13 protein-coding genes, 1 pseudogene and 2 riboswitches are annotated in these 18,654 nt (G+C 45.6%); of the genes and pseudogenes, 7 read left to right on the forward strand and 7 right to left on the reverse strand.

Annotated features, from left to right (window positions below):
- Window positions 1-113: 113 nt before the first annotated feature.
- On the forward strand, window positions 114-1,301 hold the full coding sequence (locus L4D06_RS07235) for an NnrS family protein (RefSeq protein WP_429738518.1): 1,188 nt from the start codon (window positions 114-116) through the stop codon (window positions 1,299-1,301).
- A gap of 88 nt (window positions 1,302-1,389) precedes the next feature.
- Entirely contained in the window at window positions 1,390-2,178 is a 789-nt protein-coding gene (locus L4D06_RS07240) for a class II glutamine amidotransferase (protein WP_429738503.1), read from the forward strand.
- 91 nt (window positions 2,179-2,269) lie between these two features.
- Here L4D06_RS07240 and L4D06_RS07245 read toward each other — a convergent pair whose 3' ends face one another.
- Window positions 2,270-3,040 (reverse strand): nucleotidyltransferase family protein, encoded by a 771-nt coding sequence (locus tag L4D06_RS07245; RefSeq protein WP_274165544.1) that lies wholly within the window; start codon window positions 3,038-3,040, stop codon window positions 2,270-2,272.
- A 343-nt stretch (window positions 3,041-3,383) separates the two neighbouring features.
- Here L4D06_RS07245 and L4D06_RS07250 point away from each other — a divergent pair, with 343 nt between their 5' ends.
- Window positions 3,384-4,019: a 2OG-Fe dioxygenase family protein gene (locus tag L4D06_RS07250; RefSeq protein ID WP_274165543.1), complete on the forward strand. Its 636-nt coding sequence runs from the start codon at window positions 3,384-3,386 to the stop codon at window positions 4,017-4,019.
- Between the two features lie 99 nt (window positions 4,020-4,118).
- A complete protein-coding gene (locus L4D06_RS07255) occupies window positions 4,119-5,519 on the forward strand; it encodes a MipA/OmpV family protein (protein WP_429738505.1) in 1,401 nt (466 codons plus the stop codon).
- Window positions 5,520-5,732: 213 nt separating this feature from the next.
- On the opposite strand, the gene L4D06_RS07260 is transcribed toward L4D06_RS07255, so the two are convergent.
- The 4 genes from L4D06_RS07260 to L4D06_RS07275 form a co-directional block, all read right to left on the reverse strand.
- Window positions 5,733-6,209, reverse strand: coding sequence for a hypothetical protein (locus L4D06_RS07260; protein ID WP_274165541.1), 477 nt, complete (start codon window positions 6,207-6,209; stop codon window positions 5,733-5,735).
- 196 nt (window positions 6,210-6,405) lie between these two features.
- Window positions 6,406-7,005 (reverse strand): FMN-dependent NADH-azoreductase, encoded by a 600-nt coding sequence (locus L4D06_RS07265; protein WP_429738507.1) that lies wholly within the window; start codon window positions 7,003-7,005, stop codon window positions 6,406-6,408.
- A 315-nt stretch (window positions 7,006-7,320) separates the two neighbouring features.
- A complete protein-coding gene (locus L4D06_RS07270) occupies window positions 7,321-8,019 on the reverse strand; it encodes a TSCPD domain-containing protein (protein WP_028024136.1) in 699 nt (232 codons plus the stop codon).
- Window positions 8,020-8,087: 68 nt separating this feature from the next.
- Window positions 8,088-10,244, reverse strand: coding sequence for an adenosylcobalamin-dependent ribonucleoside-diphosphate reductase (locus L4D06_RS07275; RefSeq protein ID WP_274165538.1), 2,157 nt, complete (start codon window positions 10,242-10,244; stop codon window positions 8,088-8,090).
- A 623-nt stretch (window positions 10,245-10,867) separates the two neighbouring features.
- On the opposite strand from L4D06_RS07275, the gene L4D06_RS07280 reads away from it, so the two are divergent.
- Complete coding sequence (locus tag L4D06_RS07280) at window positions 10,868-11,548, forward strand: HAD family hydrolase (protein ID WP_429738508.1); 681 nt, start codon at window positions 10,868-10,870, stop codon at window positions 11,546-11,548.
- 116 nt (window positions 11,549-11,664) lie between these two features.
- Here L4D06_RS07280 and L4D06_RS07285 read toward each other — a convergent pair whose 3' ends face one another.
- Window positions 11,665-13,056, reverse strand: coding sequence for an alanine/glycine:cation symporter family protein (locus tag L4D06_RS07285; RefSeq protein WP_274165536.1), 1,392 nt, complete (start codon window positions 13,054-13,056; stop codon window positions 11,665-11,667).
- A 111-nt stretch (window positions 13,057-13,167) separates the two neighbouring features.
- Window positions 13,168-13,291, reverse strand: a riboswitch (glycine riboswitch).
- 20 nt (window positions 13,292-13,311) lie between these two features.
- Window positions 13,312-13,391: riboswitch (glycine riboswitch) on the reverse strand.
- A gap of 323 nt (window positions 13,392-13,714) precedes the next feature.
- On the opposite strand from L4D06_RS07285, the gene L4D06_RS07290 reads away from it, so the two are divergent.
- Entirely contained in the window at window positions 13,715-14,869 is a 1,155-nt protein-coding gene (locus tag L4D06_RS07290) for a hypothetical protein (protein WP_429738509.1), read from the forward strand.
- Between the two features lie 65 nt (window positions 14,870-14,934).
- Entirely contained in the window at window positions 14,935-16,089 is a 1,155-nt protein-coding gene (locus L4D06_RS07295; RefSeq protein WP_429738510.1) for an amidase family protein, read from the forward strand.
- Between the two features lie 536 nt (window positions 16,090-16,625).
- Here the strand turns inward: L4D06_RS07295 and L4D06_RS07300 are convergent.
- Window positions 16,626-18,654, reverse strand: a pseudogene (locus L4D06_RS07300) (hypothetical protein); the annotation flags it as partial.

The raw sequence follows: 18,654 nt of genomic DNA on the forward strand, positions 1-18,654 counted from the left end.
CTCTGGTTGGATCGACGATTCGTCAGTTACATCCAGAGTCTTCTTTTCAATTCATCTTAAACATGTAAAAATAATGCATGTTTTAAGATTCCATCTTTTAGGTGAATGCTATGATGCTCAATATCGTCGATAAACAAAAAGAAGAACAGATTCCACCCGTCCTTCGTCTCGGTTTTAGACCCTTCTTTCTTGTATCAGGTATTTACGCTATGTTTTCCATCGCGGTATGGGTGTGGCTATTTACGAGCGGCAGTCCATCACCACTAAGTGTTCCGACTATGTGGTGGCATGCTCATGAGATGTTGTTTGGTGTCGCGATGGCCGTTGTTGCCGGCTTTTTACTGACAGCAGTACAAACGTGGACGGGCGTAAAAGGCACGTCGGGAGTCAAGCTCGCGTTTATTGTCATGCTTTGGTTAGCAGCGAGAATCCTGTTTTGGACTGATACGCCTTTGTCAGTGATAGCGATTGTGGATACCGCATTCCTTGCAATGACGGGCTGGGAAGTGGGTTATCGAGTAATCGTCACTAAGCGTTGGCGTAACCTGTTCTTCATTCCTATGTTACTTGTGGCTGCAAGCGCTAATTTGGCAAGCTACGCGACAGTCAAAGGCATGCCGCCGTTTTCATCCAGTGCACTGTGGCAGGCGATGTTGTGGTGGTTCATGATATTGATCTCTGTGATGGGTGGTCGAGTGATCCCATTTTTCACTGCGAAGCGTTTTCAACTTGAGCCGCCAAAACCGATGTTGTGGCTCGATGTTGTGGCGATCCTTCCACTGCTGATGTTGGCGGTAATGAGCTTCTTCCCTTTGCTTCCAGTATTGGTCAGTGCTGTGTTGATGGGTATCGCTGGTTTAGCGCAGGCTTATCGTCTTTATCGCTGGCAGGGGTTGAAGTCGATGGGTGAGCCTTTAGTGTGGTCACTGCATTTGTTTTATTTGGCGCTTCCTGTCGGCTTAATTGCAAAGGCCATTTTTGTCAGCAACCCTTGGATTTCTCACTCCTTGATTCATTTGTTCGCTATGGGGGCTTTAGCCGGCGTCATACTGGCAATGATTGCTCGGGTGAGCATGGGTCATACAGGTCGAGCGATTTATAAAGGACCCAAGTTCAGATTCGCGTATTTGGCATTGGTGTTCGCCACGTTAGTGCGGGTGGTGGGTGCGATACTTTGGTCTGAGTATTTGCAAACATGGGTCATTGTAGCGGGAATAGGGTGGACCGTTGCATTCGGTGGCTTTGTGATGTGCTTTGGACCGATGCTGTTGAAAGCGCGCGTTGATGGTCATCCTGGCTGAGCCGCGTTTCGTGCTTTTGTGGCACGTCGCACTGCAATAAACCGAGATTGCGTCATACTACTGATATGATAATCAAGGAGTAATTGTCGTGTGTAGATGGCTGGCGTACCAAGGTAAACCGTGTTTTCTGGATGAAATGCTACATCAGCCTAATCATTCGTTGGTGATGCAAAGCATGGAAGCGTCAAAAGCGGTGACAGCAGTAAACGCTGACGGTTTTGGTGCGGCTTGGTACGGTGAAAAGCCAACGCCTGCGCTTTATCGCGAAGTGCTTCCCGCTTGGTCTGATGCTAACTTACGGTCTCTCGCAGAACATACTCGTTCACACCGATTCATGGCGCATGTTAGAGCATCGACTGGCGCAAATACATCTCGAGAGAATTGCCATCCGTTCAACGTAAAAAATTGGCTCTTTATGCACAATGGGCAAATCCCAGAGTTCGAAAGAGTTCGTTATCAACTTGAGCGACAACTCGATGAGCCTTGTTATTTAAAGCGCAAAGGTACAACAGATAGTGAGCTGATATTCCTCCTTTTAATGCAGCACGGGTTAGATCAAAACCCCAAATTGGCATTAAGACGAGTGATTAGCATGATTGAAGTAGAGATGGGTAATAAGGGCATTAATGATCAGCCTTTCAAGGCGGCATTGTGTATCAGCGATGGTCATCAATACTGGGCTTTGCGTTACGCCTCGTTCGGTACGCCACCAACCATGTTTTATAAAAGCGTCGACAGCGGTGTTGTACTTGCATCTGAGCCGTTTGAGCTAGACAGACATGAGTGGAAAAGTATTCCAGCTCAAAGTTTTGTTGAAATGGTTGGTGAGCAAGTGACAGTGACTGAGTTTAGCCTTAGCGCTGAAAGCACGGAATAGGAAGCAGTGATTTCGACTGTTGAAAGCGTAAAGCATTAACATGCAAAAAAAATTAGGGCGCAGAGTGCGCCCTTATAGTTTTTGAAATGCACTAAATGGCAATACCGTACGGTTCATAACCTTGCCATGCATGGTCATACAAGGCACGAGACTCTTTTCGTAGCTTTTCAATTTTTGCCACTTCATATTGGCTCAAATCACGAGCATTCAACGTCGCATTGCGCTCGATGGTTTGTATCTGCTCGTAGTTCTCATGCTCCTTACCATTTTTAACCGCAGAAATGGCTTTTAAGTGAAGTTGAACTTCAGCAATCAGTTTGCTTTCTGGCAAAGCCACCAAGACTTTAATATCTCGATATCCAGATGGGCGAGGAGTATGGAAACGATTGATGACTTCCATTGTTTTCGCTGACGCAGCTAATTGCTCATAAGCGATATTCAAATCTTCTATTGAGTCCGTTTCCACGGTGATTCGAACGATGTCAGTGAGGCGTGATACATCACCATCGAGTTCTTTATCGACCTTTTCGGTTGCGCGATCCAGTCCTTTCAATCCAGCGGATAACACGTTGCCGTTACTTTGTTTGGCAATGTCGCTGGCAAGTTGTTCTAGTTCTGCCTGAGCAGCTGGGGCTGCGGCATAAAGCTTGGTTAAATCGGCATGTGGTTGTGCGATGGCTTGGGCACGGAATGAAGGAATAGAAAATAGCTCTGAAAGGCTCGCTTCGTGACTTGCTTGTGGCTGCTGATATGAAATGCTCTGGCTAATTTCGGGTGTTTTTACGTCGAGTTGCTCTGCGTAAGCAGGTACACGAATCACCAAAATAGGAACGATAATCAGCGCTTTAAACATTCTTCCCATCTAAATACCTCTGTTGGTTGAGGGTCACTCGGTTAGCGTCCTGTGAGTGACTACAACTTCATCATATCGACTGAAGATGAATGTTAGCTGAATGGAAGGACGAGGTTCGAGGTGAAGTTCTCAATCTGTGTTTTTACACGAGGCTCAGATCAAATTACGCAAATTATTATTCTGACATTTGTTATATGTATAGTTTATCTGTGCGTATATCCCATATCGATTAATTAATCACTCTGTGTAAATTTGTCAAAACTGATGCGGTGGCGTTAACTTTATGTGAAGACTGTTGTCGTGTGCTTCTTATCCGAAACACATGACGTTCAATCGAAATGGAGGACGTATCATGTATCATCCAGACTATCTCATGCAGCTATGTCATATCAGCGACCAAGCGGTACGAGAATTAGAACCAACCTTTGAGCATTTGCCAACTACCCCGTACGCCGATGGTCAATACAGACTAAGACGCTATTCCATTGTGCAATGTCATGACGGTTCTGTGCGCCACATGCCGCAGCATACCTTTGTGCAAAGTAAGTCAATTAATCAGCATCAAGGTGGAATTGTTCGCCAATTTGAAGATCTATCCGACAACGTGCTTCACTCAGAAGGTTTTTTTGAGCTGTGCCGATTGTTCAAAGACAACAATGAATTGGATGACCACCAAGATATTGAGATACATCAGATGCGTGTGATTACACTTAGCGACATGACGCCAGTGTCACCGGAAGGTGTCCATCAGGATGGGTTTGACCATATTGCGATTGCGGCGATCCATCGCCAAAATGTGCAAGGAGGCGAAATTCTTGTCTATAAAGACAAAACGCAAGAGCCCTTTTTTTCATTGGCAATGAATGATGGGGACGTCGCATTGCTTGACGATCACGCAGTGTGGCATAACGCGAACCCCATACGCCCCATCAACCCTGCTCTCATTGGGCATGTCGATCTCTTCGTGTTAACGGCGCGAGAACACTAGTCGCAAAAGGGAAAGGGTGGGCAAAGTAATTGCTTTTCCACTCTTTTTTCGACCTCTCTGTCCGGAAAATAAACTGAGTTAGGTTACAATAGAGCCAATGTGAAATTATCGTTCTGTTTTCTAATGCCGAGCTTATCTAAATCTGTTGCTTTCGCTACTGCCATACTTGCGCCGCTTAGTTGGGGTGATACTGACGTTCAAAATACGCCTATTCTTGCTGTATCCGAATCCTCACCGACCGAAAGTGTTGACTCTCTGCGATTAAAACGAAGTGAAGACTGGGGCATTGCTGCAACAGTAAGAACCGCGGGGGTTCCTTATACTGAAGGCGGAAGTGCGAATGTATCTAGCTTTGTGCCGATGATGTTTTATGAAGATGAAGCTTTTTTTATTAGAGGTACAGAGGGTGGTATCCGTTTGTGGGAAGATGGTGATTGGCGAGCGAATGCAATCCTTCGTATGCGTTTCATCGATTTACCCACCGCTGTTCAGAACGATGTTGGTGGTGATACCGGTGATTTTGGCTTCCAACTCACACGTCAGTTAGGTGATGGTTGGTATGCAGATATCGACGTGCTATCAGATAAAGACTCGCGTTTTCATGGTATTGCCAAACTTGGAAAGCAATTGTCGACGGATAATGCCGATATCGAAGCAATGGTGTCTGCGCGCTATAAAGGCGCTGACTTTAACAGTTTCTATTACGGGCTGTCAGAATATAGAAATGAAGGCGAGCATATTGGTGCTGGAGTTGATGTCAAAGCGGGTATGAGCGCACGATATCACGTGTATTCGAACCTGTATTTGGTCGGGGCGGCTTATGCGACTTATTTCGATGAGAATGTTCGCCACGCTTCGACTATTGATACGGATTGGCAGGGCGAAGTGTACGCGGGCTTTGGCTTTTTCAATGACAATAAACGCCACGGAAAGAAAGAGATATCAACAAGACCCTATTGGCGATTGGCACAAGGTTGGGCGACGCCATCAAACATTGGTGAGATTATTGCGGGTGATTCACAAAAAGACCCGTATGGAAACACCCTGACATCCTTCTTCTATGGGCATCCACTCAGTGATTCTTTGTTTGGCATTCCTTTGGATATTTATCTTACCCCAGGCATCGTTTGGCACTGGAGTTCGGAAGTACAGGCTTCGTCGCCTGAATACGTCATGGCGATAAAGGCCTATTACACGTTTGATTGGCCAACAACGTGGCGATTTGGTGTGGCAGAAGGTCTGTCCTATGTGAATAACATAACTCATGTGGAAAGATCGGAGATGGAGCGCAAAGGGTATGAACCCAGCCATCTTCTTAACTACTTAGATTTTTCCGTGGATGTGAATGTAGGTGACTTGATTGGCAAAAAGAGTTGGAACAACCTCTGGCTTGGATATTCCATTCATCACCGCTCAGCCATCTTTGAGAAAGCCAGCCAGTTTGGACGAATAAAAGGCGGCAGCAACTACAACACCATTTACTTACAAATGGATTTTTAACTGAGCTAGTGGCTGCTTTATGTGGTTGAGAGCATTCAGTGGAGTGATGCGTAGGCGATAAAAAACGGGCGATGTTAGCCCGTTTTTTTATGCCTGTTTATACCCAATCAACCTGACGCCCTCACTGAGGGCGAGCTTTACTGAGGTATTGATAATGACGTCAGTAAAGCTTTCTGAGTCCTGTATCTTCAGGCGGTTTGGCTATATCAGTATTTACGCAGTATAGGGCAGGTAGCCAGTGAAACCGACAATCTTCCAACCTGATGGCGTTTGTTTTAGATAATAAAGCGTTTGCCATTTTAGGATTTCAGGTTCTTTTCCGACAACCTGTATGGTGCCATCGAACTGCTTACGTGCGATCGCTTTGCCGTCTTTCACTTCGATTTGTTCAAGTGTGGTCAGCGTGTGAATGGCGTCTTCGAGCGGTTCTGCATATTCAGTATCAAGACTGGCTCTTGCCGCTTCTAACCATGAATCGCGGTAATCATCGAATCGAGAGAAGGCAAGGTTCCAGTTTCCTGGGTCTTGGTCAAACCCAGCGTTAACAGCGAAAAATTCTTGTTCTAGAAAATCGTTCTCAACCATTGACCAGTCCGCTTGGGTGTAAGCCTTAATATCTTTGGCGACTAGCATGTCCCAAATTTCTGCACGGTCAGAATCTTTACCCAAAAATGGATTGCTTTTAATCACTTATAACTCCAAATGAAGGAATGTTAGATGCGTCATGAAACGGGATTTTTAGATAAAAGAAAATGACGGTTGTATCAGGCTGAGAGGGAGATCGATATTCGTTCTTCGGACCGATGAAAAAAAGGGCGATTAAACGCCCAAAACAGATAAAGCAAAGCGCAAAGAGATGAGTCTGCAGCGCTTTGACGTTGGCAATCTATGAAGTTAAAGACATCCGATCGGAAAGTTCGTTTGATGCTTGTTCCAATGATGCCGCAGCAGAGGCTTCACCCATCGCAAGCGCTTCACTGTAAACAAACTCAATGTCACTAATGCCAAAAAAATTCAATAAAGTAATCAGATAGTTGGTGATATGGTCTTTCGGTGTGTCTTTGTGTAAACCACCACGTGTGGTAACAACAATGGCTTTCTTTCCGGTTAGTAGGCCTTTAGGGCCTTGTTCTGTGTAGGTGAAAGTGACGCCTGCTCGCGCGATAAGATCGAACCAGTTTTTAAGTTGGGTTGGAATGTTGAAATTGTACATGGGCGCTGCGATTAACAAGGTATCACAGGCTTGGATTTCATTGATCAATTGGTCGGATAATGCCAGTGCGTCTTGTTGTCGCTGCGTTGGGTTTTCCGCGCCACGCAAGCCAGCCATTATTTCACCATCGAGCATAGGCACAGGGTGAGCAGCTAAGTCGCGATCGATAACGAAATGGTCATTACCGAACTGTTCAATTACCCCGTCGATCAGTTTTGTCGATGATGAAAACTCGCCGAGAATGCTCGATTTCAAAACTAAAACACTTGCCATTAGACGCTCCGTAAATTCTTTATAAAATACTGATTTCTTTATTGATGATCACTATAAGCAAAACGTTGAGCATGACAAAGCGTAAATTTCCGTCGCTATCATTCGAAAAAATCGAACAAGTTGAGATGCAGGGCGTTCAGGATTAGAGGGCGTTTCAGAAGTGAAGTCCAAAAAAGAAGTAACGTATTAACGTATATACCCAATCAACCTGAAGATGCTCGCTGAATCCTGCATCTCCAGATTGTTTGGGTATAGATAGGCAGATAACAAAAAGGCTTCCTAAGGAAGCCTTTTTCTATGATGACACTAGGTGCATTAGCCGCACTTAGAATCGCCGCAGTTCAGACAGGTTTGGCAACCGTCTTTCACAATCACGGCTTTGTTGTGGCATTTGTAGCAAAGGGTCGCACTGGGTGGAAAGCCGGTATTTACAGGCTCTTCTTCCTTAACTTCTTCTTTTGCCGCATTTTCAGCGCGCTTGGCTTCAAGAAATGCTTTTTGGTGCTCATCCATTTCAGGGTTACGCAACATGCCGATTTTCATTAGGTGCTGTTCAATCACATTGCCGATTTCAGCAATCAGTGATGGTACGTATTTCCCTTTGTTCCAGTAGCCACCCTTTGGATCGAACACTGAACGTAATTCTTCAACCAAGAAAGTGCAGTCACCACCTTTACGGAATACCGCAGAAATGATGCGTGTTAGCGCCACAATCCATTGGTAGTGCTCAAGGCTTTTGCTGTTGATGAAGATCTCGAATGGGCGGCGAATCTCATGATCCGTGCCTTCGTTCAGAACTACATCGTTGATCGTGATAAACAGCGAATGCTCAGAAACATGCTCTGGTGTTTTTAGCTTGTAAGTGGTGCCAAGCAAGATTTCTGGACGCGGCATCTCTTCATGCATCGTCTCGATGGTTGGCAGTTCTGGCACAAGCGCAACTGGCGCAACGTCAGCAGAGTCTTTGCTCTTTACTTTGTATGAAACAATTTTGCTTTCAATTTTACGTGTCATAACGAATTACTTCTTTCATAGTGGATGGCTTGATCTCAAGCCATCCCAACAATTGTATTCCGGTGTGATTAGAACTTACCGTAGTAGCCTTCTTTCAGCGCATCGTAAAGGTTCGCTGCCGAGTGGATTTCACCGTCGTACTCAATCTTTTCGTTGCCCTTCGCTTCGAAGGTAGAACCGTCTTCTAACGCGAATACATACGTGGTGTTTTCAAGATCTTCTTCTTTCACCAATACGCCTTGGAATACTTCTGGGTTGAAGCGGAAGGTCGTACAGCCTTTCAGGCCTTTGTCGTATGCATCCATGTAGATGTTTTTGAAGTCCTCAAATGGGAAGTCAGTTGGTACGTTAGCTGTCTTCGAAATCGAAGAGTCGATCCAACGCTGCGCGGCAGCTTGAACTTCAACGTGCTGACTTGGCGTAATGTCATCAGCAGTAATGAAATACTCCGGCAATTGCTCGTCTTCTTTCGTGCTGTAAGGCATTGCTTTGGTGTTGATCAGTTCGCGATAAGCCAGCAATTCGAAGCTGAATACATCAACGCTTTCTTTCGATTTCTTGCCTGGTTTAATTACGTTACGCGTGTAGTGGTGAGCAAAGCTTGGCTCGATACCATTACTGGCATTATTCGCAAGAGACAGTGAGATGGTTCCTGTCGGTGCGATAGAGCTGTGGTGGGTAAAGCGACCGCCTTTTTCTACCAGTTTTGCAATCAAATCAGGGCGAATGTCGCCAATCTGCTGCATGTAACGGCTGTATTTTGCGTGAAGTACTTTACCTTTCACTTTGTCGCCGATCTTAATGCCATCTGCCGCCATTTCTGGGCGTAGACGTAGCATTTTTGCGGTAACAACAAATTCTTGGTCCATGACAGGTGCAACGCCTTTCTCTTCAGCGAGTGCAACAGCTTGTTCCCAACCCGTAATCGCCATTTCTTGAGAAACTTGCTCAGTGAATGCGATAGACGCAGCGCTGCCGTATTTGTGACGCAGCATGGTTAGGGTTGAGCCTAAGCCCAAGAAACCCATACCGTGGCGACGTTTGGTTTCGATCTCTTCACGTTGTTTTGCAAGCGGCAATTGGTTAATTTCAACCACGTTGTCCAGCATGCGCGTGAAGGTCGCTACAACCTTACGGTACATTTCCCAATCGAACTTCGCATTCTCAGTGAATGGGTCACGAACGAATTTGGTTAGGTTGACTGAACCTAGGAGACAAGCGCCATAAGGTGGGAGAGGTTGCTCGCCACACGGGTTTGTCGCACGAATTTCTTCGCAGAACCAGTTGTTGTTCATCTGGTTCACTTTGTCGATCAAGATAAAGCCCGGCTCAGCGTAGTCGTAAGTTGACGTCATAATGACGTTCCAAAGATTACGTGCTGGCATAGTGCGGTAGATCTTACATGCGATGCGGCCAAGTTCGTCTTCAACAAACCCTTCGCTGCTCGGCCAGTCTGCCCATACGATGCTTGCATCGTTGTTTAGGTCTGTTTTGTCCTGGCGTGCTTCTTTTTCAGTCACAGGGAAGATCAATTGCCATTCGCCGTCATTCTTCACGGCTTCGATGAATTCTTCGTTGATCAGCAATGACAAGTTGAATTGGCGCAGACGACCGTTTTCACGCTTCGCGCGAATGAATTCCATCACATCAGGGTGACGGATATCCATGGTCCCCATTTGGGCACCTCGACGTCCGCCAGCAGACGACACGGTAAAGCACATCTTGTCGTAAATATCCATGAACGACAGTGGGCCAGACGTGTATGCGCCTGCACCAGATACGAATGCACCGCGTGGACGAAGGGTAGAGAAGTCGTAGCCAATACCACAACCTGCTTTTAGCGTTAGACCCGCTTCGTGCACCTTACCCAAAATGTCATCCATTGAGTCTTCAATGGTGCCACTTACCGTACAGTTGATCGTTGATGTCGCAGGTTTGTGCTCGAAAGCACCAGCGTTAGACGTGATACGTCCTGCTGGGATAGCACCGTGACGAAGCGCCCACAGAAATTCTTGATACCATTTATCTTGTACCGATTTTTCTTCGAGATCAGCTAGAGCACGAGCAACACGCTTGAACGTATCGTCGAGTGTTTCGTCGATTGCGTCACCGTGTTTGCTTTTTAAGCGGTACTTGCTGTCCCAGATTTCCATGGACGTATCTTGGTATGGAATTGCTAGAACACCAGTAAGTTCGATTTCAGAAGCTGACTTGGTTTTGGCCATTATAAATTGCACCTCGAGAGTAATGCCGACTTGTTGAGCGAAACTTGTCCAAAGACACTATATTGTGTCTCTGATTGGCAAGGGCGCAGATCAAACCACTATATCGTGTGATCTTCAAGTCTTGACAAGCACACTTTATCGAACAAATTTTACTTCTCTTTCTGTCACAGCGCGTTGTGTGTTCAAACTGTTCTGATAGTAAAGTCAATAAGCGAGACGGTGCCCATAATTTGGTCACTTTCGTCACATCAGATACAAACATTGTTATGTTAACAATATGCTATTGAAAGGTTGATTGAGTGGGCTGCCTCTGATCCGCTTCTATATAGTCATGGCGTTCTATTCGGCCTCTCATTTATACAAAAAACACAACGCACAGTTTTCAACAATTTGTCGTACACATTCACTCTTTTTCTTACCGTAAGTCATTGTCTATTTTCGTGATTTACAATACGGGGTGCACTGAGTATCAAGACAGTCTACTATCTCTAAATATGCATATTAGAGTTGCCAATGGACTGCGTATGTAAATACAATGTTTCGTTTGCGTGTCTGGGAAATGCCAAGCGCGATATCAAATCAGCCTTGAGTAGAGTAATGACAAGATTTGAGGAAAGGCGCTAATGAACCTGTTTATGTTAGATGTCGATGGTACGCTTATCGATAGTTATGATTTTGACTCCGATTGCTTCCGATCTGCGGTTGAAGAAGTGATGGGTATAGAGTTAACCGATGATTGGGGGGCATTCACCAATGTCACCGACGTCGGTATTTTAGAAGAACTGATTGAGCAACAAGGAATGCGACATGAAAGGATGCGTATTCTAAGAGAAGTGAAAACACTATTTCTGAAAAAATTGCGTGTATATATTGCCAGTAACGCCACAGAACTTGCGGCAACGCCTGGCGCTATAAAATTTGTTAATGACATGAAATCTCACCCGAACGTGATTTTAGCGATTGCGACGGGTGGCTGGGAAGAATCAGCGAGAATGAAGTTGAAAGCGGCTGGGTTTGACGTTAGCGGCGTTAGCTTTGCATCTTGTTCTGATGCGATGACGCGCAGTGAAATCATGGCATTGGCTGCATTCCGAGCCAAGCAAGATACTGGCGCTATTTTCACTCGTCGTGTCTACTTTGGTGATGGTGAATGGGACAAGATGGCAACGAGTACCTTGGGGTATGAATTTGTCGCAGTGGGCACGAAAGTTCAACACCACACACGTATCCCTAACTTCGCTCACTATGACGCTATCTTCGGAAAACTCGGTCTTAGTGACATGCTCAATGCTAAAACTGCGTAAGCTCGCTTGAAGCAGTCATCGCATCAAAAAAAACAGCGCCTCTTGGGGCGCTGTTTTTTTTGTGCTTATCTTCTAGCTATCTTACTCAGGCAGTCTCTTAGCGATAAAGCCTATTGCTAAACATTGATACGCGGACACTTGTCTGGCTGATTGGAAAGCTTCGTTTTTAACATTTCGAAATACGCATTGGTTTCATCTGCGACTACATGGCGAAGCATGATCAAACCGATAAGGTTAGGAATCGCCATTAAGCCATTGACGATGTCAGCGAGTAGCCAAATCATGTCGAGTTTGATGAACGCACCAGACAAGACTAAGGCAACAAACACCAACTTATAGGGTAAGACTGCACGTTGCCCAAATAAGTAAACGACGCAACGCTCACCGTAGTAGTTCCATCCCAAAATCGTCGTGAACGCAAAGAACATTAAGCCAATAGCGACAACGATAGGCCCAAAATCTTGGTTAAGGCCAAGTGAGAAGGCTTCAGTGGTCATGCGTGCGCCTTCAATGTCCATTGACCATACACCTGTCAGTACAAGAGCTAGACCTGTCATCGAACAAATTACAATGGTGTCTAGGAAGGTACCCACCATTGAAATCAGACCTTGGCGAACACATGAATTGGTTTGTGCAGATGCCGCAGCCATGGGGGCGCTACCCAATCCTGACTCGTTTGAAAACACACCGCGAGCAACACCTGATTGAATCGCTAACATAATGCTTGCGCCAACAAAGCCACCCGTTGCTGCTGTGCTGGTAAATGCAGATTCGACAATCAAACTGATTGCGGAAGGAATCGCGCTTGCGTGATTAAACAATATGCCGACACAAGCCGTGACATAAACCACTGTCATTGTGGGGATGATTTTGCTAGCGATGCCTGCGATCGAGCGAATGCCACCAATGGTGACTGCTGCTACTAACAAAGTGAGTACGATTGCAGTGACATGTTGAGGGACATTGAATGCGATAAATCCAGCGTCAACAATGGCATTCACCTGAGGGAATGTTCCGATACCAAAGCAGGCAACACCAATTGTGAAGAAAGCAAAAAGGCGAGCAAGCCACTTTTGACCTGCACCTTTTTCAAGGTACAGCATAGGGCCACCCAGCATGTTGCCGTTTTTATCCTGTTCGCGATATTTCACAGCAAGTAGGCATTCTGCGTATTTGGTTGCCATGCCGAATAGGGCTGCCATCCACATCCAAAACAGAGCGCCTGGGCCACCCAATTTTATTGCAGTCGCCACACCAACTATATTGCCGGTGCCTATGGTGGCAGAGAGGGCTGTGCACAATGCGGCGAAGCTAGAAACATCACCTTTGTCTTTCACGCCTTTTTCTTTGGTGAAAAGGTACGTGAGTGCAAGAGGGAGTTTAAAAAATTGAATTGCACCAAGACGGAAGGTGAAATATACCCCCGTGCCTACTAGCAAAAGCAGTAGAGGTGGACCCCAGACAAGATTGTCGATGGTTTGAAGAAAGTTATAAAGTGAATGGTTCATGATTCCCCCTTTCATGCCAAGCTTTCAATGAAAAGTAATGAAAGTGTGGGCTTAAATTAAAAGGAGGAGAATAGCTGCACAAAGCAGCACTAAAGCGCAAGCTATAGTGCAGTTTTCTCCTCTGTCCTTTTGCCTGAGAGTTTCACTCAAAAATACGTTCATTAAGAAATGAGGGTAAATTGAGTTTGCTCCTTCGGCGGATAGGTCGTGCCTATCTCTCTCCAGAGGCTCCTCCAACAACAGTCCTTACTCAGGTGCAAATGCACGGTATGAGTGCCTGAAAGATTTACTTCTTCGGCGGATGGCAAAGGCCATCTCTCTCCTGCTGTCTTCAACGGAACGTCAAATTGTCGATAGCATCATAGATCACAAAAAATCGAATGCAATGAAAAATCGTGAGTTGGATTAATTTTCACTCTGAGGTGGGTGAAATTGATAATTTCTGTTAAGTAAATGTGCCAATATTGATAATTAAAAACGAGGCCAAGCACAAAACTTCATCAATTGAATGCGCAGAACTATGGGGAAATTACTATCTTAATAGTGAGACAAATAGAGGCTGGCATTTCATCGCAACACTTGAGGGTTCCCCCTAAAACACTCAAGTTTTCTCTGCCGCTGCCGATAAATCTTTATCAAAGTAATCAAATAATTAGAAATGACTACGTTTAATGAACTACTCGGTACCAAGCCGGGTGACACTGAATCGACAGTGAAGCAAAGGTATAAGCTGCTTTCAACACGAGTTCATCCTGACAAAGGTGGGTCGAAGGCATTGATGCAGCTTGTTAGGCATGCCTACGACAATATCGTTAAAGGTCGAGGTGAGAGCGCTTTATCGATTCCTGCTTCAGTGTCTGCTAGTGGAGCGAGCTCTTTAGCGTTAGAGCGAGAACTCCTGCGCGCCAAGAAAGAGCGAGACGAATTTGAAGCCTTAAACCAACTTCTTAAAGTACAACTCACCCAAGCTCGAAAAGGGCAGGGTATTGGCGTCAATACAAATGCAAACGCTGATTTCTCACGTAAGGTGGCCCAACTGGAAGGTGAGCTCGTACTATTAAAAGAGGAACGCAATCGCCTTGCTCTTCAAAAAGAAAGCGCGATTGCCGAGCAAAATAAGCTCGCGGGTGAACTGCGTCGAGCTTTGTCTGACAACGAAGTGATGGAAACGGAGTTGGACAGGAAGTCTGGCATGAAAATGCCTGGGTTGCTTATTTGGGCTCAAAAGTTTTGGCTTCCAGCCATGGCGATGTCTTCGCTCGTTATCGTATTGGTCTTGAGTGTGAAAATGCTTGATTGGTCATTTGTAACCGGATGGTTTGACGAAACGCCCCCTGAGGCGGCTGCGCCCATCGTACGAGTGGTTCATGCTAAACCCAGTGAAGAACAGGTGGCATTGGCTGTCAGCAACGTGTTGGACGCTGTACAGACAGAAACTGAAACACAAGCATTGCCGTTTTTGAAGCTAACTCAGAAAACAGGTATATGGTCTTTGGCATCGTACACCGAGTCAAACAAGCCTTACATTGCTATACGGAGTGATAATGGCTCATACATCGTGAATGATTGTTCTGGCGATTTTAGTTTGTATCTGAATGAACCTTACAAGCCACTTCGTGTTGCGGCGAACTTGATATATCAGCATCAAAATCAACATTTCCATGTCTACAGAATCCCTTATGGACAAGGATCTTCTGCAAAAAGTTGGATACAAAGTAGAAAGCTAAAAATCAATGAAGAGTTTTTCACGAGTAAGTCATTTAAGTCCAGTCGATTGGAACTGCTAGATCAGTGTCAAAAAACAACGTTGTAATGAGCAAGGAAGAACAATTAGATATAACCTTATGAATATTGGATAGAAAAGGATCGTTGCCAACGATGTCAGAAGAGAGTTACTTTCTAAAAGCATTGAAACCTATTCGTCAAGATGTCCCATCAGGGGTTATGTCTCGTCAGCGACTGGTAGTGGGCGATTGTGTGAGTGTTAAAGGCTTGGTGACAGGGATTGGCATTCCTGAATGGTCTGATGGACATGCACCTGCTAAGAACGATGCCAGCGTGGTGACCACATTGATGCATTCTGGTTGTAAGCTGTTAGGTAAAACTCAGTCAGATGATTTTGGTACGAGTATTAGCGGGCTTAACCCATTCCTAGCAACGCTCACAAATCCCATACTGCCTAATATTCGATTAGGTGGCTCGTCATCAGGTTCGGCAATTGCGGTAGCAAAAGGCACTGCGACTATCGCCATTGGCAACGACTGTTGTGGGGGGGTGTTGATCCCTGCATCGTATTGTCACCTTTTTGCATATCGTCCATCGCAAGGCATGGTTGACTTGAGAGGAGTCGCTGCATTGTCTCCTTCATTTGATGCTATTGGCTTTATGACAAAAAAACTTCCAGTCCTACAACAAGTGGCTGAAAAATGTTGGACAAAGCCAGCTAAAGCCGTGCGCTTAAGAGCAATGAAATACGCGACATCTCTATTTCAGGATCTTTTACCCATAGAAGCCATGCTTGAATGGGAAGTGACAATGAATAAAGCGAAAATCTATGTTGAGCATGTACCTAATTTTAGCAAGTTAGCTTTGACTCAGGCTCATAACATTCATTCTGTGATGCTGGGTCGAGAAGTCGATTTACAATATGGTCAGTGGCTTGATGTCCATAACCCCAAGCTTTCTGATGAGACGGCAGAACACTTAGAACGTATTCGCGGAAACAGCTTTAAAGAGTTTGTTGTGACGAAAAAGAAAAGAGAGCTGTTTAGCGACAATATGCAGGGCTTTTTTTCTTCCGGTGAAGTTCTGATGATTCCAACGTCTCCAGGACAAGCGCCAGACAACATGTTTGTTGATAACACCTTTCTCTTAAATCAACGACGGCTGTATGCGATAGCCGAAGTGGCTGGATTAGCACAACTCACGATTCCGTTTGTCACCGTTGACGGCGCACCGATGGGGATTTCTTTTCTTGCTCACCCTGGCGAAGATCGCCTACTTTTTGAAGCCGCTAGCCGGTGGCTTGTGTAGATATTCCTCCGCCATTTCCCGCTGAACTCTTTTCTTTCACTTAGATGTAACACCGTGATGTGCATACAGTTTAATGCCTCACTATGCACTCATTTTTTCCACGATAATTTACCTGCAAATAACTTTGTAGTTTGGCATTAGGTCAAGAAAAATTTATTTTTTTGTAATTATTCTCATAACATGATGTTTTTAAAGGTAAAAATAGCTTTTGCCTTACTGCTGACCTATCAACAGATTCTGTGGATAACCACGTGAATTAATTGGGGGGTTGATTTTTAACTTTATGAATTTTAAGTGGTATTTTCGCAGTTTTTAGACGTAACGGACGATGCTTGGGTTGTGTATGATTTGGTGTTAACAAATTGCGCGCAAAGTGATGATGGCTTGTTTCAATTTGCCGGAATTTTGGGGCGTTTTTACTGCCAAAGAAAAAGAGAGGAAAGTGGTCAAACTGACCTCTCTATACCCAATCAACCTGAATCCTGCATCTTCAGATTGATTGGGTACATAAATCTTCGACTGACATTTAAAATGAATTAAAGATCCAAAGAAGCCCCTTGTTGCTGCTCAATCAGGTCGTCCGCGCCGTTTTGGTTAACATCATTTCCACCAAACTGATCTTTACTATTTAATTGACCGTCTTCATTAGTGTCAAAGGCGGTAAAGCGAGTACTGCTCAGATCAAAATTAGTCCCATCGTTTGAAGCATTTTGACTTTCCAAATCCAGATAGTCGGGAATGCCATCACTGTCACTGTCAGGGGCGTATGAAAGAATGCCTTCGAAGTTAGGATGATCAATTAATAGGTTCCCATCGAAATCGTTTAGACCAATTTCAACGATATCTGGAATAGAATCGTTATCGCTATCAAGGTCTAGGTCATTGGATATCCCATCTCCGTCTGTATCGGTGGTGAAGGCCACACCTGCTAGAGGGGAAACAGGGATTAGCTGGAAGTCCCCCAATCGGATCCCACCACTGTGGAAGCTACTATCAACATAAAAGTCAGGTGTTTGACCAGAATAGAATGTTGTTCTGAGTATCGTTCCATTATTACGATAAATGATAACCCCTTGTTGGACATCGATGGAGAGCGTATCGTCGATGGAGACCGAGCCAAATGTTCCAAGGCTAGAGCCATTTTCATAGATATATAACGTCGAGCCCACAATATAAAAGGCATAGTCGATATCACTGAAATACGCAGATGACTCAGTGCTTCCGAGGCCAATCATATTGTTACTACCCAATGCCCGAATTTCGAAGCTCAGGCGATAGTTATCGGTAAACCCATAGTGCGAGAACAGCACTGAGTTAGCCTGCCAAGACCAGCTACCCCCGTTGGCATTAAGTTCACCGTTTGTCACGTTTACATTACCTGTGAGTACTGGCCACTCGGTAACAAGCACGGGCACTCTTAGTTCACCAATGTTGGACAGACCGTCATTGTCACGGTCTAAGTCAGCATTGTCACCGACGCCATCGCCGTCAGTATCGGTTGTCTCAGTGGCATCCGTTGGGAAGGCATCGCCGTTATCGCCCACGCCGTCACCATCGGTGTCCGTGTCTTCGTTTGGATCAAACGGGAAGGCATCGTAGATATCGAGCGTACCGTCGTTATCGTCGTCTTCATCGTTCGGGTTGGAGATACCATCACCGTCCGAGTCTTCGGCACGATCGTCAACGCCATTGCCGTTCACATCGCTACCCCCTTCGCCGTCTTGAAGTGTAAGCATGCCATCACCATTGGTGTCGAAAGCAGCAAAGTCGTAGCCATGCATGTCAAAGGCTGTGCCGTCGTTCTCTGCGTTGTGGCTTTCTAAATCCAAGTAATCTGGAATGCCATCACCGTCAGAATCGGGGGCAGGATCGACGCTGGCTTGCAGGTCAATGCTATCGACCATCAGATCACCGTCCGCATCAGTCAGACCAGCTTCGACCACATCAGGAATGGTGTCGTTGTCCGAGTCCAAATCGATATCGTTGGTCACGCCATCGTTRTCAGCATCCACSSTRAAGCCWGCGCCTGATAGGGGAGTGAGCTCGATATTGCTGAGGCGCATCGCACCATTRTAGAAGCTGGAATCGACATAGAAATCCGGTGTTTCACCCGAATAGGTGACTGTCCTGATTTCCTCACCATTACGCAGATACCGCACTGTGCCATTATCGACTTCCAGCGTGAGCACATCACCAACCGCCACACTGTTGCTGCCGAAGTTGCCGCGATAGGCGCCGCTTTCGTAGATATAAAGCGTGGTATTGACGATATAGAAGGCGTAGTCGATATCGCCATAGCTTGCACCGGACTCGATGTTACCCAAGCCAAACATATTGTTGCTGCCCAGCGCATCGACCGTGAAGTTCAAACCATAGCTGTCGCTAAATCCATACGTAGAGAAGCGCGCAGAATTCGCTTGCCATGACCAACTGCCACCATTGACGGTGAGGGTACCGTCAGTGAAGTCGGCATTGCCAGTCAGGGTAGGCCAGTTGGTGATGTTGGCACTGGTGCGCGATTCAAGATCATCCGACAAGCCATCGTTATCGCGGTCAATGTCGCTG

The organism is Enterovibrio makurazakiensis (genome assembly GCF_050336585.1).
GTDB classification, from domain to species: domain Bacteria; phylum Pseudomonadota; class Gammaproteobacteria; order Enterobacterales; family Vibrionaceae; genus Enterovibrio; species Enterovibrio gelatinilyticus.